Annotated in this window: 22 protein-coding genes and 4 pseudogenes; 9 read left to right on the forward strand and 17 right to left on the reverse strand. The window is 59.6% G+C overall.

The features are described from left to right. Nucleotide 1: 1 nt before the first annotated feature. The 5 genes from QA644_RS26425 to QA644_RS26445 all read right to left on the reverse strand — a co-directional run bounded on the left by QA644_RS26425 (nt 2) and on the right by QA644_RS26445 (nt 7,537). Entirely contained in the window at nt 2–1,150 is a 1,149-nt protein-coding gene (locus tag QA644_RS26425) for an ABC transporter permease (protein WP_283073896.1), read from the reverse strand. Next, nucleotides 1,147–2,889: an ATP-binding cassette domain-containing protein gene (locus QA644_RS26430; RefSeq protein ID WP_283073897.1), complete on the reverse strand. Its 1,743-nt coding sequence runs from the start codon at nt 2,887–2,889 to the stop codon at nt 1,147–1,149. Before QA644_RS26430 ends, QA644_RS26425 begins: the two co-directional genes overlap by 4 nt. Beyond that, a complete protein-coding gene (gene hlyD / locus QA644_RS26435) occupies nt 2,886–3,896 on the reverse strand; it encodes a secretion protein HlyD (protein ID WP_283073898.1) in 1,011 nt (336 codons plus the stop codon). The genes QA644_RS26430 and hlyD overlap by 4 nt, the downstream gene beginning before the upstream one ends. Beyond that, nucleotides 3,893–4,591 carry a CerR family C-terminal domain-containing protein gene (locus QA644_RS26440; protein ID WP_239600810.1) on the reverse strand — a complete coding sequence of 233 codons (699 nt, stop codon included), beginning with the start codon at nt 4,589–4,591 and terminating at the stop codon, nt 3,893–3,895. The genes hlyD and QA644_RS26440 overlap by 4 nt, the downstream gene beginning before the upstream one ends. 384 nt (nt 4,592–4,975) lie before the next feature. After that, nucleotides 4,976–7,537 carry an FAD-dependent oxidoreductase gene (locus QA644_RS26445; protein WP_074071811.1) on the reverse strand — a complete coding sequence of 854 codons (2,562 nt, stop codon included), beginning with the start codon at nt 7,535–7,537 and terminating at the stop codon, nt 4,976–4,978. 588 nt (nt 7,538–8,125) lie between these two features. Here QA644_RS26445 and QA644_RS26450 point away from each other — a divergent pair. The 3 genes from QA644_RS26450 (at nt 8,126) to QA644_RS26460 (ending at nt 10,100) form a co-directional block, all read left to right on the forward strand. Further along, on the forward strand, nt 8,126–8,437 hold the full coding sequence (locus QA644_RS26450; RefSeq protein WP_239600807.1) for a PadR family transcriptional regulator: 312 nt from the start codon (nt 8,126–8,128) through the stop codon (nt 8,435–8,437). After that, on the forward strand, nt 8,409–9,641 hold the full coding sequence (chrA, locus tag QA644_RS26455; RefSeq protein ID WP_283073899.1) for a chromate efflux transporter: 1,233 nt from the start codon (nt 8,409–8,411) through the stop codon (nt 9,639–9,641). The genes QA644_RS26450 and chrA overlap by 29 nt, the downstream gene beginning before the upstream one ends. A 75-nt stretch (nt 9,642–9,716) precedes the next feature. Next, the gene (locus QA644_RS26460) at nt 9,717–10,100 is read left to right on the forward strand and encodes a VOC family protein (protein ID WP_283073900.1); all 384 of its coding nucleotides are present in this window, start codon (nt 9,717–9,719) and stop codon (nt 10,098–10,100) included. Nucleotides 10,101–10,131: 31 nt separating this feature from the next. Here QA644_RS26460 and QA644_RS26465 read toward each other — a convergent pair whose 3' ends face one another. The 5 genes from QA644_RS26465 to QA644_RS26485 form a co-directional block, all read right to left on the reverse strand. After that, nucleotides 10,132–10,536, reverse strand: a complete 405-nt coding sequence (locus QA644_RS26465; RefSeq protein WP_283073901.1) for a DUF779 domain-containing protein — start codon at nt 10,534–10,536, stop codon at nt 10,132–10,134. Between the two features lie 72 nt (nt 10,537–10,608). Further along, nucleotides 10,609–12,117: an aldehyde dehydrogenase gene (gene adh / locus QA644_RS26470; protein WP_283073902.1), complete on the reverse strand. Its 1,509-nt coding sequence runs from the start codon at nt 12,115–12,117 to the stop codon at nt 10,609–10,611. Nucleotides 12,118–12,273: 156 nt separating this feature from the next. Next, nucleotides 12,274–13,233, reverse strand: coding sequence for a helix-turn-helix domain-containing protein (locus QA644_RS26475; protein ID WP_283073903.1), 960 nt, complete (start codon nt 13,231–13,233; stop codon nt 12,274–12,276). Nucleotides 13,234–13,862: 629 nt separating this feature from the next. Then, nucleotides 13,863–14,786: a transposase gene (locus tag QA644_RS26480; RefSeq protein WP_283073904.1), complete on the reverse strand. Its 924-nt coding sequence runs from the start codon at nt 14,784–14,786 to the stop codon at nt 13,863–13,865. Further along, nucleotides 14,783–15,112 carry a helix-turn-helix domain-containing protein gene (locus QA644_RS26485; protein WP_239600646.1) on the reverse strand — a complete coding sequence of 110 codons (330 nt, stop codon included), beginning with the start codon at nt 15,110–15,112 and terminating at the stop codon, nt 14,783–14,785. The genes QA644_RS26480 and QA644_RS26485 overlap by 4 nt, the downstream gene beginning before the upstream one ends. A 66-nt stretch (nt 15,113–15,178) precedes the next feature. Here QA644_RS26485 and tnpA point away from each other — a divergent pair. After that, a pseudogene (gene tnpA / locus QA644_RS26490) lies at nt 15,179–15,606 on the forward strand (IS200/IS605 family transposase). A gap of 124 nt (nt 15,607–15,730) precedes the next feature. Next, a complete protein-coding gene (locus QA644_RS26495; RefSeq protein ID WP_283073905.1) occupies nt 15,731–16,501 on the forward strand; it encodes a transporter substrate-binding domain-containing protein in 771 nt (256 codons plus the stop codon). Nucleotides 16,502–16,546: 45 nt separating this feature from the next. On the opposite strand, the gene QA644_RS26500 is transcribed toward QA644_RS26495, so the two are convergent. Next, the gene (locus QA644_RS26500; RefSeq protein ID WP_283073906.1) at nt 16,547–17,314 is read right to left on the reverse strand and encodes a hypothetical protein; all 768 of its coding nucleotides are present in this window, start codon (nt 17,312–17,314) and stop codon (nt 16,547–16,549) included. Here QA644_RS26500 and QA644_RS26505 point away from each other — a divergent pair. Further along, the gene (locus tag QA644_RS26505; protein ID WP_283073907.1) at nt 17,282–17,884 is read left to right on the forward strand and encodes a GGDEF domain-containing protein; all 603 of its coding nucleotides are present in this window, start codon (nt 17,282–17,284) and stop codon (nt 17,882–17,884) included. The genes QA644_RS26500 and QA644_RS26505 overlap by 33 nt on opposite strands. A gap of 103 nt (nt 17,885–17,987) precedes the next feature. Here QA644_RS26505 and QA644_RS26510 read toward each other — a convergent pair whose 3' ends face one another. Together QA644_RS26510 and QA644_RS26515 are read right to left on the reverse strand one after the other, a co-directional pair. Beyond that, a complete protein-coding gene (locus QA644_RS26510; protein ID WP_194731211.1) occupies nt 17,988–18,266 on the reverse strand; it encodes a DUF982 domain-containing protein in 279 nt (92 codons plus the stop codon). 765 nt (nt 18,267–19,031) lie between these two features. Next, a pseudogene (locus QA644_RS26515) lies at nt 19,032–19,202 on the reverse strand (alpha/beta hydrolase); the annotation flags it as partial. 291 nt (nt 19,203–19,493) lie between these two features. Between QA644_RS26515 and QA644_RS26520 the strand changes: the two are divergent. After that, complete coding sequence (locus tag QA644_RS26520; protein WP_239600801.1) at nt 19,494–20,141, forward strand: glutathione S-transferase family protein; 648 nt, start codon at nt 19,494–19,496, stop codon at nt 20,139–20,141. A gap of 68 nt (nt 20,142–20,209) precedes the next feature. Continuing rightward, nucleotides 20,210–20,773: pseudogene (locus QA644_RS26525) on the forward strand (IS5 family transposase); the annotation flags it as partial. A 75-nt stretch (nt 20,774–20,848) separates the two neighbouring features. Here the strand turns inward: QA644_RS26525 and QA644_RS26530 are convergent. Then, complete coding sequence (locus QA644_RS26530) at nt 20,849–21,208, reverse strand: transposase (RefSeq protein ID WP_349254144.1); 360 nt, start codon at nt 21,206–21,208, stop codon at nt 20,849–20,851. On the opposite strand from QA644_RS26530, the pseudogene QA644_RS26535 reads away from it, so the two are divergent. Further along, nucleotides 21,202–21,461: pseudogene (locus QA644_RS26535) on the forward strand (amino acid synthesis family protein); the annotation flags it as partial. The gene QA644_RS26530 and the pseudogene QA644_RS26535 sit on opposite strands and share 7 nt — an antisense overlap. Nucleotides 21,462–21,503: 42 nt before the next feature. On the opposite strand, the gene QA644_RS26540 reads toward QA644_RS26535, so the two are convergent. The 3 genes from QA644_RS26540 to QA644_RS26550 all read right to left on the reverse strand — a co-directional run bounded on the left by QA644_RS26540 (nt 21,504) and on the right by QA644_RS26550 (nt 23,511). Next, on the reverse strand, nt 21,504–22,517 hold the full coding sequence (locus tag QA644_RS26540; protein ID WP_283073908.1) for a methyltransferase: 1,014 nt from the start codon (nt 22,515–22,517) through the stop codon (nt 21,504–21,506). Nucleotides 22,518–22,729: 212 nt separating this feature from the next. Beyond that, nucleotides 22,730–23,128, reverse strand: coding sequence for an IS5 family transposase (locus QA644_RS26545; protein WP_283074030.1), 399 nt, complete (start codon nt 23,126–23,128; stop codon nt 22,730–22,732). Next, nucleotides 23,080–23,511 (reverse strand): IS5 family transposase, encoded by a 432-nt coding sequence (locus tag QA644_RS26550; protein WP_283073909.1) that lies wholly within the window; start codon nt 23,509–23,511, stop codon nt 23,080–23,082. Before QA644_RS26550 ends, QA644_RS26545 begins: the two co-directional genes overlap by 49 nt. Between the last annotated feature and the right edge of the window lie 75 nt (nt 23,512–23,586).

Below are 23,586 nucleotides of genomic sequence, written 5' to 3' on the forward strand. Positions count from 1 at the left end.
CTTACGCAATCCTCTTTCTGGTGCTGCGTGCGGCAAGCAGGAAAAAGACAGAGCCGATCAGAAACATCACGAGGATTGCATGGAGGAACATCGGCCAGATATCGCCGGCCAGGAACACGGTCTGCAGGCTGGGGATCAGATAACGCGCCGGCACGATGAATGTGATCCATTGGATCACGGTCGGCATCGAATTGATCTCGAAGAGAAAACCGGACAGCAGGAAGGCGGGAAGGAAGGCCGTAATCAGCGCCAGCTGCGAGGCAAGGAACTGGTTCTTGGTGGCAGCCGAAATCAGCAGGCCTTGCCCGAGCGCCGGCATGAGGAAAACGGCGGACAGGGCATAGAGCGCCAGGACGGAACCGCGAAACGGAACGCCAAACAGAAAGACGGCAAGCAGCACGCAAAGCGTCATCGATGTCAGGCCGAGCAGGAAATAGGGGAGTATCTTGCCGGCAAGCAACTCGGCGGCCGTCACCGGCGTTGCCATCATCGCTTCCATCGTGCCCCGCTCCCATTCGCGGGCAACGACCAGCGATGTCAAAAGCGTTCCAACCAGCGTCATGACGATTGCGATCGAGCCTGGCACCAGAAATGACCGGCTGGTCAGTTCCGGATTGAACCAGAAGCGTTGCTCCGCGGAAATCGGCGGCCCGCCTGCGGCAATTTCGGACTGCTGCTGGAGCCGCCAGTTTGCCACAGCGCCCTGGACGTAGTTCTGCACGAAATTGGCGGTGTTGGGATCGGAACCGTCGACGATCACCTGGACCTGCGGCCGATTGCCTGCTGCATAATTCCGGGTGAAATCCGCCGGGATGACAATGATGCCGCGGATGCGGGAAAGTACCAGCTCTTCTGCGAAGAGCCGTCTGTCGCGGCCGGTCGTCACGGAAAAATAGCGGGATGCCTGGAAGCTTGCGGCAAGATCATTCGTCAGCGGTGTTGTTTCTTCGATGACCAATCCGACACGCGTCCGCGTCGTGTCCAGCGAAACGCCGTAACCGAATAGAAAGAGCAGGATGAGCGGCAGCACAAATGCAATCAGAATGCTGCTCGGATCACGAATGACCTGAAGGCTTTCCTTGCGAACCAATGCTGCAAGACGGCGGCTTGGGCTGGAGGGGGATACTGGTGCGGGGGGAGGGAGCGTCATGCCGCAATCCTCTCCTGCGAGGCTTGAACAAGCGCAATAAACGCGTCCTCCATCGTCGGATCGGGGTTGTCGGCATTTGAAGAACGCGCCTTCAGCTCATCCGGCGTACCGAGTGCGATCGAACGGCCCCGATAGATCAGCGAAATGCGATCGCAATATTCGGCCTCGTCCATGAAATGCGTGGTGACGAGGACGGTGACGCCCTTTTCTACGAGCCCGTTGATATGCGTCCAGAATTCGCGGCGCGTAATCGGATCGACGCCTGAGGTGGGTTCGTCGAGAAAGAGCGCCTCAGGTTCATGCATGACGGCGCAGGCAAGCGCCAGCCTCTGCTTGAGCCCGAGCGGCAGGTCCTTTGCGGACATCGCAAGACGCGATTGAAGATCGAAGATCGATGTCATCAGCTGCGTGCGCTCGCGCTTGCGCTGGCCGCTCAGTCCATAGACGCCGGCAAAGAAATCGAGATTCTGCGCGACGCTGAGATCGCCATAAAGCGAGAATTTCTGCGCCATGTAGCCGAGGCGGTTGCGTGCCTGTGCCGCATCGCGGCGCAGATCGAAGCCGGCCACCCGGCCTTCGCCGCTCGTCGGCTTCAAAAGTCCGCACAGCATCTTGAAAGTCGTTGATTTGCCCGCGCCGTTCGGTCCGAGCAGCCCGAATATCTGGCCGCGCGGAACATCGAACGTAATGTCGTCGGCTGCTGTGAAGTCGCCGAAGCGTTTGGTGAGACCTTTCGCTACGATCACCGGCTTGTCGTCCTTGCCGGTCAGAGGCTGCTGCGCCTCCGCAAGCCTCGACCGACCGCCTGGCCCTCCACCCAGCATGTCGACGAAAGCATCTTCGAAACGCGGTTCTGTAGGGGTAACTTTTGCGATACTGGCTGCGGCAAACGCGCCATCGTGGCCGGTCGCGGTTACCAGTCGGATCGCTTCACCCTGGATCACACCGTCGATAACGCCGTCCTCGTCGAGAAGCTTCGCGAGCAGCTGACGGCGCCGACCCGAAACACCGGTCAACCGAAAGACACGGTCTTTGACCTGGCCCGTCAGATCCTTCGGTTCACCGGAGAAAAGCAGCTTGCCCTCATTCATCAGCAGGACGCGATCGCAAGCCTCGGCCTCGTCGAGGTAGGCCGTCGACCAGACGACGCCGATGCCTTCCGCTGTCAAATTCTCGACCATCTTCCAAAGCTCGCGCCGGGAAATCGGATCGACACCCACGCCGGGCTCATCAAGGAGCAAAAGGCGGGGTTTCTTCAAAAGCGCGCAAGCAAGGCCGAGCTTCTGCTTCATGCCGCCCGAGAGCTTTCCGGCAAGACGGCCTGTGAAGCGTTTCAGGTCCGTGAAGGTCAGAAGTTCATCGAAGGTCGCTGCCCGTTCGCTTTTTGGCAGCCCGCGAAGGTCGGCGTAGAGATCGAGATTTTCCTGGACCGACAAATCCTCATAAAGCCCGAAGCGCTGGGGCATGTAGCCGATTGAAGCTTGGATGGCAGCCGATCCGTCGCGCGGTTCGAAGCCCAGCACCTTGATCGTACCTCCTTCCGGAAGCATGAGACCGGTCATCAGGCGGATAAGCGTGGTCTTGCCTGCTCCGTCGGGTCCGACGAGCCCGGTGATCTCGCCGCCGCGGATCGAGGCCGAAATTGCATCAAGTGCCGGTTTCGCCTCGCCGAACCGCTTCGTCACGTCCTCCAGGTGAACGAGTTCGGCGGTATCGCGAGGTCTTTCTGCGGCACTCATTTTTTCGCTGCCTGCAATGATGGAAGGCGAAGCGTCACCGGCATGCCCTGGCGAAGATCCGGCCCGGGTTTTTCGATGACGACGCGCAGACGATAGACGAGGTCGGTGCGAAGTTCCGGCGTCTCGACAGATTTCGGCGTGAATTCCGCAACCGGAGAAATGAAGCCGATCCTGCCGTCATAGGCGTGATCCGGTTTGGTATCGGACGTGACCTTGACCGTCATGCCCGGATGGATCCGACCGAGTTCCACTTCTGCGACATAGCTGCGGACCCATACAGGCTCGGTCAGCGATAGCACATAGACGGCATCGGCGGACGATACGATCGCACCGGGCTCCTTGATCCGCGACAGGATGATGCCGTCGTTGGGTGCCCGAAGCTCCGTATCGCCAAGCGATGTCCGCGCCGTTGCAAGAGTGGCTTCGGCCGATTTCAACTGCGCTGCCGCAGCTGCGATGTCTTCGGCGCGGCTGCCTTCCTTCAACAACACCAGCGCCTGATTTGCGGATTCCGCACGTGCCGCAGCCATTGCTCTTGCAGCCGTCGCCTGATCGAGACCCGCTTGAGAAACCGTACCCTGCGGCCGCAGCTGCCGGGCGCGGTCGTAAGCGAGATTGGCGTTTTTCAGGTCAGCAAGGCTTTCGTTGTAAGATGCGCTTGCCTGCGCAATCTCTGCGGGCCGCGGACCGGCCCTGAGCTTGTCGAGTGTGGCACGCAGCGCGGCGACGGTTGCCTCCGCCGAACGGACCGCATAGTCGTAAGGTTCGTTGTCCAGCCGCGCCAGAATAGCACCGCGCTTGACGGTATCGCCCTCGTCGACGCGTGCCTCTTCGAGCCGGCCACTCACCCGGAAAGCGAGCGAAACTTGGCGGATATCGACATTTCCGTAGAGTGTGAACTCCTTTGCGCCTTGCGGCGCCCAGCCGAGCCTCGACGGCACATCGTACCACCAGCCGGCTGCGGCTGCGCCGGCGAGAAGGATCGCAGCCGGAATGATCTTGTTCATTCTGTTTGTCCTTTCGCCGGTTCGAGCAGCGCGACAAGGTTGCGCGCGTGGGCCTGCAGCGTTGCGATCTGCTCTTCGCCGATTAAATCCCATTCCATCTGCGCGAGCACTGCGGCGTTCGCCATCCGGAATACCAGAAGGCTGCCGACGAAGGAGAGGGTGCGCAAACGCACGTTCTCGGAGGCGGGGTCGTCTTTCAAAATCGCCCCGATCAGCCGCCGTGCCATATTGATCATCGGCCCCATGATGCCGGCATAGACCCTTTCGAAAGCCGCCGTCGGCTCCAGCTGCTCGCGGATGATGAAGCGGGCCCAGGCCTCCGACTCCTTGCTGACGAAAAGAACTACCATTGTTTCCACGATCTCCGTCAGAAAGAGCCGTGCCTGCGACGCATTCAACGGCGTGTTCGTTTCATCGATTTCCGCAAGATGGCGGCCGACGCGATGGCGGATGCCGGCGACATGTCCGGCGACAATTCCCGCCAGGTATTCGGCCGTTGCGATATAGAGCCCTTCCTTGCTGCCGAAGTAATAGGGGATGGCTTGTAGGTTGACGCCTGCCGTATCGGCAAGCTTGCGCGTACTAGCGCCGTCAAAGCCGTATCGGCCAAATACGTCAAGTGCCGCCGCAAGCAGCCTCTCGCGGGTAACCTCGCTTCGGGATGCCTCGGCTTTTTTGGTGCCGGTTTCGTTCATGAGGGCTATTATATGGCGTTCCCAAGTATCAGTCAATCGAATGAATTATGAAGACTGGCAAGTATTCAAGGATGGCTGGGCTCTGAGGGTAGACGATGGGTGGCGCCGTTGTTGCCACGCACGCGCCGCGACGCGCCGTTTCCCTCGGCGTTTTTTTCTGGCGGCGGGCGTGGATCGTTTACTTGCGGCCGACAATCACAGCAATTGCTGGTGCCGACGACTTCCGCGAGTTCGCGCGCGAGATTATCAGCCTCGTTGTTTGTGATATTGCGTAGCGAACGCGCTGTGCTGGCGTTCAATACTGCAGCGTGGATAACGCGAGCGCAGCGCCCCCGTCCGTCATGGGACGAGGCAACGGGTTCGGTGAACCCGTTGTTCTTGACGTCAGCTCCGGGGCTTCGAATTTTCCGGATCGTAGAGCGGCTTGTAGCCGACGGCGACGACTTCGACGGGATAGGTCTCGCCGAAGTAATCGACGTCGAGCTCGCGGCCCACCTGGCAATAGGACCAGGGCAGAAAGGCCAGCGCGATATTCTTGCCGATGGTCGGGCCATAGGCAATCGACGTCGTATAGGAGCGGCGGCCGAGTTCGTCGACCAGCGTTTCGCCCGTGGCCGGATCCATGACCGGCAGTGAGCCGACCGGGTAGCGGGCAACACCGCTCCTGTCGACATTGTCGGTCATCACGAGCGTGCAGAGCATGGCCGGCTGGTGCTCGCGAGCCTTGTATTCCAGATGCTTGGACTTGCCGCGGAAGTCAGCTTCCTTGACCTTCGGACGGGCGAGGTCGGATTCGATGAGGTTGTACTGCGTAAGTAAGTCGGCGTTCTGCAGGCGCAGGCTCTTTTCCATGCGGCGGGAATTGGCATAAGTTTCCACGCCGAACGCCATAACGCCGGTGGAGCGCAGCGCATCCCACACAGAAAGGCCGTCCTCATATTTCATGTGCAGTTCCCAGCCCTGTTCGCCGACATAGGAAATGCGGAAGGCAGTGACGGACTTGCCGGCGATCTCGATCGGTTTTATTGCCGCGAAGGCGAAGTTTTCGGGATCAAGGCCGGCCGGATCGGCGACGACCTTTTTCAGAGTTGCACGCGCATTCGGACCCCAGATACCGATGGTGATGTACTTCTCGGCCACCTCGGTGACGGTAACGTTGAAGTCTTTGTCCTCGGCGATGCGCTTCACGTAATGGAAATCGCGCGGGCCGGCATCGGCGCCGTCGATGACGCGGCAGCGGTCGGCCATGCGGATCACGGTCAGGTCGGCACGGACCATGCCTTCGTCATCGAGGAAGTGCGTGTAGATGCCCTTTCCGACGTTGGCATCACCGCCGATCTTGGCCGCGCAGATCCATTCCATCAGTTCGACATGGTCCGGACCTTCGACGTCGAACATGTAGAAGTGGCTGAGGTTGACGATTCCGCAATCCTCGCTCATGGCGAGATGTTCAGCATTCGATACGCGCCAGAAGTGCCGGTTGTCCCACTCGTTTTCGCGAACCGGAACGCGGTCGCCATACTTTTCAAGCAGATGCTCGTTCGCCTTGTAGCCGTGTGCGCGTTCCCAGCCTCCAAGTTCCATGAAGTATCCGCCGAGCTCCACCTCGCGCTCGTAGAAAGGCGAGCGCTTGACGTTGCGTCCGGTGGCATAGGGCTCGCGCGGATGTATGGCGGGAAAGTAGATCTTCTGGGCAGCCTCGAATGTACGGCCCTCGATGAATTTTTCCTCGAGCTGGTGCGGATAGAAGCGCGCATAGTCGATACTGGCATGGTCGATCTCTGTGCGGCCGTCCGTCATCCAGTCGGCGATCAGCTTGCCGTAGCCGGGGCCGTCCTTGACCCAGATGGCGACGCAGTACCAGAGGCCGCGAACCTTCTGGCTTTCGCCGCAGGACGGGCCGCCAGCCGCAGAGACCTGCAAGAGACCGTTGAAGGAATGGCCTTCATTGTAGCCCAGTTCACCGAGGATCGGGGTGAGCTCCATGGCGCGCTCCAGCGGCTCGAGGATCTGCTCCATTTCGAGGTCGCGTTGCGAGGGCGAGAGGCGAGCTTCATGCTTTTCCAGAATGTCGCGCGGATGGCAAAGGCGAGGATTGGTCGTTTCGTAATAGCCCCATTCGATCTGGCCGCCTTCTGTGGTCTTCGGGTCGCCGGTATCGCGCATGTAGGCGGAGTTGCCCTGGTCGCGCAAAAGCGGGAAGCCGATTTCCTTGCCCGTGCCTTCGAACTCGTTGTAGGGGCCGAAGAAAGTCAGCGGATGGTCGACCGGCATGACCGGAAGATCTTCGCCGACCATTTCGGCGATCAGGCGACCCCAGATCCCGGCACAGACGACGACATGATCGGCCATGATCGTGCCGCGATGAGTGACGACGCCCTTGATGCGGCCATTCTCGACGATCAGCGATTTGGCAGGCGTATTGCCGAAAACCTTGAGCTTGCCGACCTTTTCGCCAGCATCGACCAACTTGCCGGCGACGGTCTGCGAGCGTGGAATGACGAGGCCGGCATCGGGATCGAACAGGCCCCCCTGAACCATACTCTCCTCGATCAGCGGGAACTTTTCCTTGATCTCGGCCGGGCTGACGTAATATGCCCGGGTACCGAAGGCCTTAGCCGAGGTCAGCTTGCGCTTGATCTCTTCCATCCAGGTATCGTCGCCGGTGCGTGCAACTTCCAGGCCGCCGATGCGGGCGTAATGGCCCATTTTCTCGTAGAAATCGATGGAGTACTGCGTCGTCCAGACCGAGAGATAGTCATGGCTGGTCGTGTAGCAGAAGTCGGAGGCGTGCGCCGTCGAGCCGATGTCTGTCGGGATGCCCGACTTGTCGATGCCGACGATGTCGTCCCAGCCACGTTCGATCAGGTGATGCGCAATCGATGCGCCGACAATGCCGCCCAACCCAATAATTACGACTTTCGCTTTTTGTGGAAATTCTGCCATCACATGCGCCCTCGAACTTTGTTGCGCCGAATCTAGTACACGCAATGGCGCGACTACAGTCGATCCACGACATAAAAATGTAGCGATCCGTCAAAAGCCTCGCCTGTTCAAGACATCTGGGGCAGCCATTCTCCTGCACTCCGGCACGGTACGTCCTATGCAGGCCTCGATGGTTCCGGAACCATTGTCTTGAACAGGCGGAGAGCTGCAGACCGTGGATCTGCGGGCAGAAAGGTGAGAAAGTCGGCAGCTCAGCTGCGAGCCGCGACGATCGTAGTCGCCAAATGATATGGAAAGCTGAATAGGCAACGTTCCTCAAATCATCGCCAGGCAGGCTCGTTCGTCTGTTCGTAGTCGCTGAAGGCCTTTTTCAGGCCGCCGAGCACTTCGGCTGCGATTTCGGATATCGCTTGCAGTCTGGGTTACTTTCTCGATGTCTTCGCGCAGGTCGCCTCACTGACCATCGGTATTTTCCTATGAACGGGTTTTGTCGACCGGCTTCGTGCTGGCAGGTTTGCGGGCCGAACTCTTCCTGTTACACTCGATTCCCGATATCGAATATCGAGTATCTATTTTTGATGGCGAGGAATGGAATATCAGGATCTTCTTTCCGGTTTTATCCGGCTCCACGTGCTCCATCACGCCGCCGAGGGCGATCTGCACGGCATGTGGATGATCGAGGAACTGGCCCGGCATGGGTACAAAGTCAGCGCCGGGACGCTCTACCCCATGCTGCACTCTCTGGAGAAGAAAGGTTATCTGGCCTCACGTATCGAACGCGTGGGCCGCACGCGCCGGCGGATCTACAACGCTACACCCTACGGCCTTGTCGCTCTCGAAAAGGCCAAGGAAAAAGCCAAGGAGCTATTTCGTGAAATCCTCCCAGACAGCTCTGCCTGAGTTTGCAGTCGAGCGCCCGCGTGGCAATCCCGGTGAAGTCTTTCGCGTCTTCTTGAAGCTCGGGCTGACCTCCTTCGGCGGACCGATCGCGCATCTCGGCTATTTCCGGGACGAGTTGGTGGTGCGGCGCAGATGGATCGACGAGGCCGGCTATGCCGATCTCGTGGCGCTTTGCCAATTTCTGCCGGGACCGGCGTCAAGCCAGGTCGGCTTTTCGCTCGGTATCCTGCGCGGCAACGGCTTGCTTGGCGGGATCGCAGCCTGGTTCGCTTTCACCATGCCATCGGCCGCCATGCTCCTTGTTTTTGCGCTCGGTGCCGCGGCTTTCACCGGACCCGTAGCAGAAGGCTTCCTGCACGGCCTGAAGCTGGTAGCCGTTGCCGTTGTCTCGCAGGCGATCTGGGGTATGGCGAAGGTTCTTACGCCTGACCGTGAGCGTGCCGGCATTGCGCTGGCCGCCGTTGCGATCACGGTGTTCATCGGGGGAACGCTCGGCCAGACCGGCGCGATCGCACTTGGTTCTGTTGCCGGGCTCTGGCTTTGCCGCGCGGACGTCCCTGTGCAGGCCGGACGTCTCAGCTTCCCAGTCTCGCGCCGGGGCGGCGCGATCGCGCTCATCTTCTTCGCGGTCTTGTTCTTGGTTCCGCCGCTTGTTGCCGGCTTCACCGGCCATGAGGCTGTCGCGCTGTTCGACGCCTTCTATCGCTCGGGCTCTCTGGTGTTCGGTGGGGGACATGTCGTGCTGCCGTTGCTTCAGGCGGAAGTGGTGACGCCTGGTTGGGTGACGAACGAGGCCTTTCTCGCCGGCTATGGCTTGGCGCAGGCAGTGCCCGGACCGCTTTTTACCTTCGCCGCCTATCTCGGCGCGGTCATGGGGCCCGCGCCCAACGGGCTCGCCGGGGCGGTCATCGCCCTTGTCGCCGTCTTTTTGCCGGGCCTGCTGCTGGTCTACGGCACGCTGCCGTTCTGGGACGCGCTTCGGCTGCGACCCGCGGCACAGGCCGCCATGTGCGGCGCGAACGCCGCCGTCGTCGGGATCCTTGGTGCTGCGCTCTACAGCCCGGTCTGGACAAACGCTGTACTCTCGCCCGTGGATTTTGCACTCGCACTCGCAGGGTTCCTCTTGCTTGTCGTCTGGAAGATGCCACCCTGGATCGTCGTCTTGCTGCTGGCAGCAAGCGGTGCGCTCCTCCATCCCATTTGAGGACCTTTGGGCAAAAGCAAATCATCTGCCAATTATCGGGGTGAATTAACGAGAGCTACAACGGAGGAAAATTCCATGTCAGGCATCAGCGTGCGTTACATCGTTGACGACGTCGACGCAGCAGTCGACTTTTACCAACAGCATCTCGGCTTCTCTGTCGCGTTTCGTCCCGCGCCAGGCTTCGCCATTCTCACCAAAGATGGGTTTCGCCTTCTCGTAAGCGCAATGACCGGACCAGGCGGAGCGCCACAGGCGATGCCGGATGGGCGCAAGCCAGAGCCCGGCGGCTGGAATCGTATTCAGATCGAAGTTGCGGATATAGAGGCACAGGTCGCAGCACTGCGCCAAGCCGGCGCACGGTTCCGCAACGAAATCGTGCAAGGAATGGGCGGCAGGCAGATCCTTCTCGAGGACCCTGCGGGAAATCCGATCGAACTGTTCGAAGCGCCGAAGAAATGAGCTTTGCGAACATGCGCAGCCGATGGAGCTCTCAAACGCTAGGGACATCGAAAGCGCTTGTGCGCTGATCCGGGATGGCGCAGGTCGCGCCGCCCAAAAGGCGCGAGGGGGTGAGAAAACGCTTCTCTCGCCCGTTGTCGAGCGAAAACATGCCGCCGCGGCCGGGGACGACATCGATGATCAGTTGCGTATGCTTCCAGACCTCGAACTGGCGGGCACTGATATAGACAGGCACGCCCCCGATCTCGCCCAGTTTCACATCTGTCTCCCCGACGCGGAATTCATTTGACGGGTAACACATCGGCGACGACCCATCGCAGCAGCCGCCGGACTGGTGAAACAGGATATCGGGATGGTCGCGGCGGATCTCGCTGATGAGAACAAGCGCCGCATCCGTTGCAAGCACGCGCGGTTCTCCGGTAACGGTCGTTTCCATCCTGGTTCCTTCATGCCGAAAAGCCTCCTCCCCGAATAGGGAGAAGGCAGCAATTTATGATCAACCCGTTCCTCAGAAGAAGCCGAGCGCCTTCGGGCTGTAGCTCACGAGCATGTTCTTGGTCTGCTGGTAATGGTCAAGCATCATCTTATGCGTTTCGCGGCCGATACCAGACTGCTTGTAGCCGCCGAATGCTGCATGCGCCGGATAGGCGTGGTAGCAATTCGTCCAGACGCGGCCCGCCTGGATCTCGCGGCCGAAGCGGTAGGCGCGGCTTCCATCACGCGTCCAAACGCCTGCTCCCAGGCCGTAAAGCGTGTCGTTGGCGATCTCCAGCGCTTCCTTCTCATTCTTGAAGGTCGTGACCGATACCACCGGGCCGAAGATCTCTTCCTGGAAGATGCGCATCCTGTTATGCCCCCTGAAGATCGTCGGTTTGACGTAATAGCCCTTGGCAAGTTCGCCGCCGAGATCGTTGCGCGTGCCCCCCGCCAGGACTTCGGCTCCTTCCTGCTTGCCGATGTCGAGATAGGCGAGGATCTTCTCCAACTGTTCGTTCGATGCCTGCGCGCCGATCATTGTCGCGCTGTCGAGCGGGTTGCCCTGCTTGATGGCTTCGACGCGCTTGACGGCCCTTTCCATGAAGCGGTCATAGATCGGTTCCTCAACCAGGGCGCGGCTGGGGCAGGTGCAGACTTCGCCCTGGTTCAGCGCAAACATCGCAAAGCCTTCCAGCGCCTTGTCAAGGAAATCGTCGTCTTCGGCCATGACGTCGGCGAAGAAGATATTTGGCGACTTGCCGCCGAGTTCGAGGGTCACGGGAATGAGGTTCTGGCTGGCATATTGCATGATCAGTCGGCCGGTCGAGGTCTCGCCCGTGAAGGCGATCTTGGCGATGCGCGGGCTGGCCGCAAGCGGCTTGCCGGCTTCCAGGCCGAAACCATTGACGATATTGAGGACGCCTGGCGGCAGCAGATCGCCGACGAGTTCGGCCCACACGAGAATCGAAGCCGGTGTCTGTTCGGCCGGCTTGAGAACCACGCAATTGCCGGCCGCAAGGGCCGGAGCAAGCTTCCAGGCTGCCATCAGGATGGGGAAGTTCCAAGGAATGATCTGGCCGACGACGCCAAGCGGCTCGTGGAAGTGATAGGCGACGGTGTCGTGGTCGATTTCGCCGATAGAGCCTTCCTGTGCACGTATGCAGGCAGCAAAATAACGGAAGTGGTCGATGGCAAGCGGAATGTCGGCCGCCATCGTCTCGCGGATCGGTTTGCCGTTGTCCCACGTCTCGGCCTGGGCGAGCAATTCCAGCTTGTCCTCCATGCGCTGGGCGATCTTCATCAGGATATTCGAGCGTTCGGCAGCCGAAGTCTTCGCCCATTTGTCCTTCGCGGCATGGGCCGCATCGAGCGCCGCGTTGACGTCCTTTTCGTCGGAACGTGCAATTTCGCAAAGCTTGCCGCCTGTGACCGGCGTGATGTTGTCGAAGTATTTGCCTTCGATCGGCTCGCGCCACTCGCCCCCGATGAAGTTACCGTATTTCAACTTGAACGGCGATTCGACGATCTTCTGATGCTGCATGTCATCCTCCCTAGATGAGCCAGGTTCAGGAGTGAACCAGTGGAGGAATTCTGCGCATCTTTTGCCGTACGAACCAGACTGGCGGGGTATTGTTGCAGTGCACAGTGTCGCAGCGTTGCGACATGATAATCGCACTTCGGAAAGAACAAGAGACGTTCAGTGGAGATTGAGCTTCTTCATCTTGCGATGAAGGGTTGCCCGGCTCATGCCAAGATCCATCGCAGCCCGCGAGACGTTGCCGTTGGTTCGGGTGAGGGCGCGCAAAAGCGCCGCACGCTCAGCTTCCAGAAGAGCCTTGCCGTTTGCGGCGCAGCTTTCATGAAGCGCATCGGCCGCGGGAATGCCCGCCGCAATCTGCCGGTCGTCGAGCTTCAGTGCCAGCCGCGCCGCGCGGGTAGCTCCGAGCACGAGGTCGTGCTTGTCCACGGCAAGTAAGGCGGCCGCCGAATTCGCGCCTGAGGGGACCATCAGGAAACGTGCGCCGGTAAAGGCGCTCCGGAAGATATTGAGCTCGATGCGAAGGGCTGCGTCGCGCACGGTCTGCGACAGGATCGACAACGTCATCTCGTTGACATCGTCGCGGCAGGTGGAAATGTCGAGTGCGGCTGCGAGCTGGCCGCGATGATCGCGGATCGGCGCGGTCGTACAGCTGAGCCGGATATTGGAACAGAAGAAATGCTGGTCACGGAAGATCGCAACGGCGCGTTCGTCGGCCAGCGCAGTGCCGATGCCGTTCGTTCCAATGCTTGCCTCCGTCCAAATCGATCCGGTCCAGAGGCCGAGATCGTGAAACTCCTTGTCGTCGCCGGCGTTGCCCCGCCGTTCCAGCGCAATGCCGTTGCGGTCCGTGAGCAGCAAGCAGCAGCCGGCCTTACCGACTGTCGTAAAAAGCCGGTCGAGCTCGTCTGCAGCATCCTTGATCAGTTGTTCCGATTGCTCGCGTGCCTGCCGAAACTCGTGATCGGTGAGCCGCAAAGGTGTGCGCACATCTTCCGGCGCCAACTGATGCATGGTCATGCAACGCCGCCATGAAGCCACAATTGGTGAACTTGCCGCCGCTGATTTCTGCTGCGCGCATGTATAGACATGACCCGCATGTGCGGAGTGTTCGTGCATCGGCTCCTCCCACGGAACGCAAGAGCAATCTGTCGGAAGTCTCGGGTTTCTGCAATGCTTCTGGAATATGAAGATTGTCGCATGGCTCGGCCGAACTGTCGCAGTCGTGCGACAGTTGGTGTTCTGGGGTGCATCCGACGCAGCGTCAAATGGGGCGATGACGTTACATCTGCCGGATGTTCCGGAGCGCCGAACGTTGCGAAGCTCGGTTGGTTGGTTGATGGCGATCACGGCGAAAGCGGCAAAATCATGAGCGTGCCGGATCGGGAGGTGACAAATTTGGCCGCGATTCCATAAACCCGTGAAGTGTTTCCGGTGTGACGACAGTCTCATGTTCATGTGTCCAATCCCGCAAGTCGCACCGCGCGCAACAGCAAAATGGTGTCGCTGTGCAGCGCGGCGGGGGTTGAGATCGTGGGATTGCGATCAGCACCGTCGCCTGCGTCTTTGCGACATAGTCTTCAGCCCCCACAGGATTGCCGCCGAAGGGAAGCTCTTCGGCGATCGCATTGAGTGGTGTGGTTTTGCCGGCGCGTTCGCAACGACAAGTCCGACGATTTGGCCGGCGGCAAACGATGCCGGTATTCCGCCAGCGTCTTGGGCCTTGCGATAACGCTGACATCTTTAAATTAACATCTTCCCCCGCTTGCAAGCGGGGGATTTCCGAGGGGGCGCGAAGCTCCGCCGATCGTTATCGCTTCAACGGAGAGCGGCTGCCCTTCCTCCACGATCATAGACGCCGTGTTCCGACGCAGGATGTTGATTGCAGCATTGTGGTCGGCATGGGCGCGCAAGCCGCATTGGCAACAGCGGAAAGACGCTTGGCTTTCGCGGCTTTCCCTGTCCACGGCGGCGCAGGCCGAACAGGTCTGCGAGGTGTGGCGGGGATCGACCTTGCACAGGTATCCGCCCCGTTCTTCGAGCTTGTCGGCCAACACGGTTTCAAAGCCGTGCCAGCCTTGTTCGAGGATCGCCCGGTTCAGGCCGGCCTTCTGGCAGACGTGGGTTGCGGGCGCGTCCACGGTTCCCCTGGCGCTGCGCGTCATGTTGCGCGTGGCGAGGTCTTCCAGCACGACCGTTGCGAAGCGACGGGCGATATCAAGACTGGCCTTGTGCCGCCAATCCTGCCGGATGCGGGCAGCACCGGCCTGCAAGGCTGCAACGCGGCGGCGGGCCTTGGCGTGGCGGCGCGACCCGCGCTTGCGCCGCGCCAGAACGCGCTGGGCCCGGCGCTTCCTGGGCTCGATCTCCGCAAGGCCGGCAGGCATCCACCAATGCTCCCCGGTCGAAAGCGTCAGCGTGTTCGCCACGCCCCGGTCGATCCCCACGGCGGGCAAATCGTTTTGCGGGACGGCATGGTCGATTTCGCAGGCGAAGGCGATGTGCCAGCCGTTCGCCGCCAGGCTCACCGTCACATTCATGGTCTTGCCACGCAGGCGCCGCGTGTCGCGGAACTTCACCCAGCCGATCTTGGGAAGGCGCGCGGCGGACCACTTGCCGTTCAGGCGCTTGACCTCGATCTCCCGCCCCTGAAAGCGGAAGGCGCCGTTCACGCCCTTCTTGCGGGGCGCGAGGGATATCCTGCGCGCCCGGCGAAGACGTTGGCATACGCCTTATCCAGATCGCGCAGGGCCTGCTGCTGGGGCGTCACATGCACGGCGGCAATCCAGTCGAACGCGGCCCGCAGTGCGGTCAATTCCCGCGCCTGGGCGATGGAGTTCAAGCGGTTCCCGGTCTGCCGCCGGTAATGCCGCCACCAGTCCCTGCGCTGCTCCAGCGCCAGATTATAGACCAGCCGCACAACACCCGCGAACTGCCGCAACAGGACTTCCTGTTCGGCGGTCGGAGCGAGCTTGTAGCGGAAAGCGCGGTGGATCATGTTACGATTCTATCAATTGCTCCAAGGAGCGCAACCGTGGATCGCACCGGCAGGCATGTCGTCACCATGCTCCATGGTCATTTGGTCTTTGTCACGAAATACCGCCGTGACGTTCTGTCAGAACCGGCAATCCGCGCCCTGCGGCGCATCTTCGCCAAGCTGTGTCGCGACTTCGAGGCCGAATTGATCGAATGCGACGGCGAGGACGATCATGTTCACCTCTGGTGCATTACCCTCCGAAGATCGCCCTGTCGAAGCTGGTCAACAGCCTCAAAGGCGTATCCAGCCGACTTCTGCGCGAGAGCCGCCCGGAAATCACCGGGCGCTACTACAAGGGCGTTTTGTGGTCGCCGTCCTCCTTTGCGGCAAGCTGTGGCGGCGCACCGCTCCCGGTGATCGCCGAATATGTCAAATCCCAGCGGGAAGCGGCCCAAGGCCGCTCTCGCGCTCCTCCCCGGCCTGAACGCCGGGATATCCCGCGAGGTTCACGATGAGATGGTGCCGAGTGGCGCCCTGGGTGCGAATGGAACCTCGGATTGGCCCCAAATTCGTTGAAATCGATGGGATGCCATCATCGTTTGTTATCTATTTCCTTCTAATATGTTCAAAGGACGGAAGATGGGGGAACAGATGATCGGCCGGTTCGCACTTGCAGCAGTACTTTTTTTCGCAGGCTCGATTGATCTCGCGACGGCGAATGAAAAGCTCCGAGTCGCGACGGAGGGCGCATACCCACCATTTAATTTTCAGGATGCATCCGGTCAGCTTGCTGGTTTCGACGTCGATATCGCCAAAGCGCTTTGCCAGCAAATGGCCGTTGATTGCACGTTTGTCGCCGTCCCCTGGACCGAGATCGTTCAAGGCTTGTCGGATGATAAATACGACATGATCGTCGCAAGCATGGCGTTTACCGAAGAGCGCGCTCAAAAAATGGAGTTCTCCGCTCCATACTACCGTTCTCATTCGGTGCTGGTCGGCGACGCTGAAAAGTTCCAGGATAGTGCGCCGGCAGCCCTCTCCGGCGTCCGGATTGCGGCAGCACAGGACACGATCCAGGCGGAGTATTTGCAAAAGGCTTATGGTGCAAGCAAGGCCTTGCTGGCCAAGGATCAACCCGGTGCCCAACGTCTTCTTCTGGACAACCAGGCCGATCTCTTGATCGGCGATGCCATTGAACTTTTGAGCTTCCTGCAGACCACGGAAGGTGCGCGCTTTGGATATGTGGGAGATCCAATCTCCAGCGAGTTTCTTCAAAGTTCGGCGCACATCACCGCGAAGAAGGGAAACTCGGCCCTGATCCAGAAGGTGAATGCCGCACTGAGGCAGATTAAACTCAACGGTGCCTACGACCGCATCAACGACGCTTATTTCCCGTTCAGCATTTATTGAGCCGATGGAATGGAAGAAAATAGCGCCCCGAAACGGCGTCAGCTCTCACTCAGCGCTGTTGCAAGGTTTCTTCTGCTCGGCGTCGTGGCATATACGCTGATTGCAGCGGCTTTTTCGTTCGTCTTTCTGAAAAGGATCGAGACACAAGCGAACTTTACGCGCGATGTACAGATCCCCCTGATCCTGACGCAAACGCGCAATGCGGTAAAAATCGAGCGTCTCTCTTCCCTTGTTCGGTCGATTTTTTTGGCGAAAGACCGCAGACTGGAGCGCCAGATCCAGTTGCAAATCCAGGCTCTCGCGCAAGGCTTTTCGTTCGATCACAACGGTTTTCTGGTTGAGAGATCTCAAAAAGTCGCCGACGAAGCCAAAACGATCGCCAAGCTTCGCCAGCAGGCCCGCGACAAAGAAAGCTCGACGCAACCGTCGCCCTCCGCCAATTCTATCGACGCACGGGTCGTTGATGAACTCGACCGGCTTGCGACGCAGGCCTATGAGAGGGCCATACGTGATCTCGATGCGATGGGGACTCAGTTGAGCGGCGATGCTGCCGTCGTGGCGGACAATATCGCCAGCGAAATCCAAAACAGTGCGGGTTACATGCAGGTTGGATGGCTCCTCATCCTGGTTGTTCCTGGCCTTTTCGCCGTTACAATACTCATTGCTGCCAAGCATCATCTTGCTGCACCCATCGGCGCTGCGATTAAGAACTTGGAACGCATTGGCAAGAATAAACCGGTCCTGACGCTGGAACGCCTTCCACTCATTTCGGAACTCGCGATGATTGATGCGGCGATCGTTGCCTACGGCCAAGTATCCGACGATTTGCACCGCACCAATTCGATCCTGCAAGGATTGGCGGAAAAAGATCCTTTGACGGGCTTGGCGAACCGACGGACCTTTGAAAGCTATCTGGCGGCAGTCTTAACCCGTCCGGCAATAAGCTCGCCCGGCGTTGCGATCATGATGATCGATATCGACCACTTCAAATCCGTCAACGACACTTTCGGTCACCTTGCAGGCGACAGGTCTCTTGTGGCTGTCGCGAATGTGCTGACATCGGTGCCATGGCAAGCAAACCATCTTGCAGCGCGATACGGCGGGGAAGAGTTCGTTGTCGTCCTGGAGGAGTGTTCGCTCGAGCAAGCGATTGAGCGCGCGGAATGGCTGAGGCGTTCTGTGCAGGAGCTCAACATTGAGACAGGAACAGGGCCATTTCTGAGACTAACCGCCAGCGTGGGCATCGCTGTCGCGAACAGTGTTTCCGATCAGCCGCCAGACATAATCGCAAGAGCAGACCGTGCCCTCTACACCGCAAAGAAAAACGGACGCAACAATGTTCAGGTCGCATCGCTCGATATTGGAATTTCAAAGGCGGGCTGAGCATCCGTCAGCTGCAGTTTCACCAATGCTGGCAACATAAGGGCTTCGCACGGCTTTCTACTGCCAACTCGTCCTTCATGCGTGCCGCCAGCAACACGCGGCATCAGTTGCGCGGATGCGGGGGTCTCACCAATTCGATGACGATAATGTTCGCTTCATGCGCAGCCTTGATAAATGCTGCCCGCACGTCTTCGGGAGGTATTCGGTCGTATAATCCGTCAAGGCATGCCATGACTGCCTCAGAAAAATCCTCTCCGTCATCGGTCGGCCAGTGCTGCAGTAGCGTATCGGCTGCAAGACCCACAGAGTTAACGACCCGATACTCGCCGATGCGATGCATCGCCAAACCGACCGGCCGAAACGCCAAACCGTTTCCTTTCATAACACTTTGCCTCCGTTAAACCGCCGTACCAGCACGCGTTGCAAAACCCGTGCCCGATGCCGGCGATGGCCCGGATGGCGCAATCAAGACCATAGCGTCAAACAAACAGGCTTGTTGCGCGTTTACCCAATTGCCCATGCCTATATTCGTGGCTGGTAGAGCGCTGGTCACAGGCAACACGGGGCCCGGGTTAATTCAATGGTTGGCCCACGCACTGATCGAAGCGGAGAGGACAAGGGAGACAAGGCTCGCCCAAGACCATACATTTTACAATATTTGCGGAATGTGATGGCCAGGCTTCATCCGGGTATCGGCTGGGCAATTTACCTCGCTCTGGTGGTGCTGATCTTTTTAATGGGATCACTGCCCATGTGGTGGCTGCTATGACACCGAGGACAGAGCGCATCATTCTCGCCTTGCTTTGCCTCATCGGCATCGTGGCACTGGTCTATGAATTTGGCTAAAGTTGCCGCTTTCTTCTGCAGGCCGGCCGGGGGTTGAATCCGCATAATGCGTTAAGGCTCACGGGTCAGTATCGCTCTCACTGTGAAGACGCCACGACATCGGCTCCAACGGGTGTCGGCTCTTCTGCTCCACAATCTCGAACGCCACCGGGCTGCCGTCGTCCGACATATCGAGCCGCGCAGGATGACCCGCGAGCGTGAAGCGGCAGGGAGCGTAACACGGTTCCCGCCGCCTGCCGCATACCGAAGGCTACTTGCCCGCCTGTTTGGCCGCCATCTCGATGACGTCCGCGACCTTTTCCGGCCCGTCCTGCAAATCCAATAGACGCTTCGTTGCCGCTACGTCATCAGCAAGCGAGGTGAAGGGCTCCTGGATGACGTGGAAGCCGCGCCTTTCGAGGATTTCGGTCGTCTTTAGCCAAGTGCAACCATCGGCAAGCGCACCGACGATGGTCTTGAGCTCAGTGGCCCGTTCCCGCTAGGACGTGAACCCATAAATCAGGATTAACCGAAATTGGTGGAAGGCCCTCGGTCTGCTTTCAGGGCGCAAACTCGCAAAAGCGGACAATGGAACAAGGCGGCCCCTACGCGCGGCCTTGCGGAATTGGCCACCGCGCTATCACGACCTTTGATCGGAAACGGGCATTCGCGATCCTGCGCCCAGCAATGAAAATAGTTCAAGGCCGATGTCGATTTCCGGGAGGCTCATTCGTCGTCACGATAGGAAGCCGAAGAAATTCGCCCAAGCAAGGAAACGGATGCGATGACAATCACTATCACAGCATTTGAACGATCGCCCGATGGCGGCAAGGGACTTGCGCGCGATACGCGCGTTCGCTGGGCGCTCGAAGAAGTGGGGCAGCCTTATGAGGTTCGTCTTGTTTCCTTCGCAGAGATGAAGGCGCCTGACCATCTGGCCATCCATCCCTTCGGCCAGATCCCCACCTATGAGGAAGGTTCTCTCTCGCTGTTCGAGACCGGCTCGATCGTCTTTCATCTTGCTGAGCAGCATGCGGGCCTGCTGCCGAAGGATCGCGATGCCCGCGCGCGCGCGATCACGTGGATTTTTGCCGCACTTAACACCGTCGAGCCGCCGATCCTCGAATTAACGACGGCAAAAATATTCGAAGGTGACAAGTCTTGGAGCGAGGAGCGCTTGCCGTTGGTAAAGGACCGTGTTCGCGCCCGGCTGGACAAACTCTCGGCTCACTTAGGCGTCGCCGACTGGCTCGATGATGCGTTCAGCGCGGGCGATTTATTGATGGTATCAGTGCTGCTGCGACTAAGAATGTCCGGCATTTTGGACGAATATCAAAACTTGGCTGCCTATGTAGCTCGCGGGGAAGCTCGGCCCGCCTATATCCGGGCTTTCGCCGCGCAATTTGCGATCAATGCCCCATCAACCAGCTGAAACAGCTCATAAAGCTGAGCCGACAGCAGGTTTGAAGTCAGCATGCCGCCGAGCGTTTGACCAATGCACGATGGCAAAAGGCAGGCGTTTGGGATCGGCTGATGGACGTTGTCACCGCCGCCAATCACGGTAATATCCAAATGATCGACAGCACCTCCGTTCGCGCCCACCAGCAGGCCGCGACGGCAAAAACGGGGTGCAGATCACGGTCGCTCGCGCGGCGGGCTTACGACCAAGATCCACGTCGTTGTCGACGCACAAGGGCTCCCGATCCGGCTTGGCCTGACGACGGGCCAAACTCATGATGGGCAGATCGCCCATACGCTGCTCGACCACCTTGGGCCGCACACCATCGTTTTGGCCGACAAGGCCTGCGAAGCCGACCGCATTCGTGAGCTGATCCAAGAGCAGGGTGCCACACCGAACATCCCGCCGAAGAGTAACCGCCGCTGGAAGCCTGCTTCAGTAAGCAGCTTTATCGCGAGCGCAATCTGATCGAGCGCTTCTTCTCCAAGCTGAAGCACTTCCGCCGGGTCGCCACCCGCTACGACAAGCTCGCGGCCAACTTCCTCGCTATGGTCCAACTCGCCTCAATCCGGCTGTGGCTGCGCGCTTATAAGTCTACGACCTAGGCTCTGTTGACAAAGTGCGGAAGCCAGATTTTTGCGGCGGCCAGAGCGAGGAAGCCTGCATATGAAGTTCTGGTCTTATCGTAACGTGTAAGAAATCCGACGAAACTGCTTTATCCTGTTGAACATTCGCTCGATGCGGTTGCGGTCTTTATAAACTCGGTAGTCGCAGGGTGGCGGGTCCTTCCGCGTTGAGCGAGGCGGAATGACAAGCTCCTGGCGAATGGCGTCAGCATCGTATCCCTTATCGGCGAGCATTCGGCGCGATCGATTTACCGGCATGGCGAGAAGATCGGGAACAGCACTGTAGTCGGATGTTTCACCGTCCGTTAGGACAAAGCCGAGAGGGCGTCCCTGACCGTCTGCACCGTGTATGCAGGGCTGGCGATGATTTGTACGTCTTCGATTGGATTCATCGCTACGACGACGACCGTGAATTGCTCGGCAAGGGCGCGGCCCTGATCCCGTCTGCGAAGAAGCGCTGCGGCCTGGGCGGCGAGCTCGACGTGCCGCTCGGCCACGAGGACGCTGCCTATGTGCGCAGCCGTTTCGACGCCGTGGAGGTGCGCGTGCCCGACGCTCCAGGCGCCCTCGAGATCGTGGTCGTCATCATCGTCACCGACAGCGGCCGTCCCCTGCCGCGTGTCGGGGGGGCACGGCCGAGATCAAGGGCGGGGACGGACTGCGCTAAAACGAAGGACCGAGCCGGGGCCGCGCACCGCTGAGGGTTCGCTCATTGGGGCTTGAATCCGATCACCATCGAATCCGGCCCCGCCAACGGCACGACGCGCGGGGACACGAAGCCCGCTTCGCGCATCCATGCCTGGCAGTCGACGCCAGTATAGTCGAATCCGCCGGGGGTTTCGATCAGCATGTTCAGGCTCATCAGGAGCCCAAAGGCGTTCTCGCGGCGCTCGTCATCGATGACGGCGTCGTAGGCGATCACGGCCCCGCCTTTCGGCAGCGCGGCGAAGGCCTTTTCCAGCAGCAGCTTCTTCTCGGCGAGATCCCAGTCGTGCAGGATATGTCCCATCACGATCACATCCACGTTCGGCATCGGATCGTCGAAGAAGTTGCCGCCCTGAAAGCGGATACGGTCGGAGAGGCCCTGCTGGGCGACGAACTCCTCGAATATCGGCTGCACGGTGGGCAGATCGAAGCCGATCGCCTTAAGGTGGGGATGAGCCCGCGCGACCACCACCGGCACCATGCCCTGCGCCGCGCCTACATCGGCGAATGTCGTGTATTTCGACCAATCGAACTTGGCTGCGATCGCCTGCGCCGCCCCGGCGCTGATGCCGCTCATGGCCCTGAGGAAGCCGCGCACCCGTTCCGGTTCCGCATAGAGCGCGGCGAAGAAGTCCGTCTTATGCTTGCTTTCGTTCTGCATTTCCCCCGTCCGCAGGGCTTCGGTGAGCGAGCCCCAGAAGCCGTAGAGCCGAGCATTGGCCATTTCGAGGATGCCGCCGATATAGGACGGCTTGGCCCTGTCGAGGAAGAGGTCCGTATCGGGGCTGTTGCGGTAGATGCCGTCGTCGCGTTCGAGCAGCTTCAGGGCAACCAGGGCATCGAGGAAATCGCGGGCCGAGCGGGAATGCAGTTTGAGCCTGGCCTGCAATGCCGGCAGGTCGGCCGGGCCTGCGGCGAGCTCCGTGAAGACACCAAGTTCGATCGCGCTGAGCGTTGTCTTGGAGGCCCAGAAGCCCAGGCCAAGCTGCATGATGTTGTCCGGTGTCGGTGCGCCCATCGCTCGTCTCCTCGTGGATTTGTGCCGCTGAACCGGCAGCCTGGAGTGGTCTTGAAACGAAATGCTCCAAGGATGGTCCGATGCCGGCCGCGATCGGACACCGATGGCGTTCCGCGTCGTCGTGGCACCATGCGAAGAAAATAGAACGATTTTCCGGACGATGGAATCGTAAAGAATTGCAAAGATGGATGGGGGCGATCTATCTCATCTATTTAGGCTCTGCTGACAAAGTGCGGAAGCCAGATTTTTGCGGCGGCCAGAGCGAGGAAGCCTGCATATGAAAGTCTGGTCTTGTCGTAACGTGTAGCAATCCGACGAAACTGCTTTATCCTGTTGAACATTCGCTCGATGCGGTTGCGGTCTTTATAAACTCGGTAGTCGCAGGGTGGCGGGTCCTTCCGCGTTGAGCGAGGCGGAATGACAGGACGCGTCCCATGGAAAAAAAGCTCCTGGCGAATGGCGTCAGCATCGTATCCCTTATCGGCGAGCATTCGGCGCGGTCGATTTACCGGCACGGCGAGAAGATCGGGTACAGCACGGTAGTCGGATGTTTCACCGCCCGTTAGGACAAAGCCGAGAGGGCGTCCCTGACCGTCTGCACGGGCGTGGATTTTTGTCGTAAAGCCGCCGCGTGATCGACCAAAAGCCTCCTTATGAGTCCCCCTTTAGCGCCCGCCGCCTGCGAATGGCCGCGAACTGTGGTGCTGTCTATCATATGCTGCCAATCGTCGGTCAGGCCCAATTCAACGAGCGCTTCCAGAAGCGCATCCCATACCCCTTGCTCCGCCCATCGACGGAAACGGACGTAGACAGAATTCCATTTTCCGTAGCGCTCGTGCATGTCACGCCACGGGCAGCCGACCCGCAGAACATACAGCATGCCGTTCAAGAAACGCCGGTTATCATGGGAGGGCCGCGACTTACGCCCGCGTTCCTTCGGTAAAAACCGAGCAATGATGTGCCATTCTTCATCACTCAAATCGCCTCGTGCCAAGACCACCTCCTAAAAAGCAGGCTTGAATCATGCGCCGACCGATTTTGGAATCGCCTTCTTCACAGAGAAACTAAT

This window comes from Rhizobium sp. CC1099 (assembly GCF_029714385.1).
GTDB lineage: Bacteria > Pseudomonadota > Alphaproteobacteria > Rhizobiales > Rhizobiaceae > Rhizobium.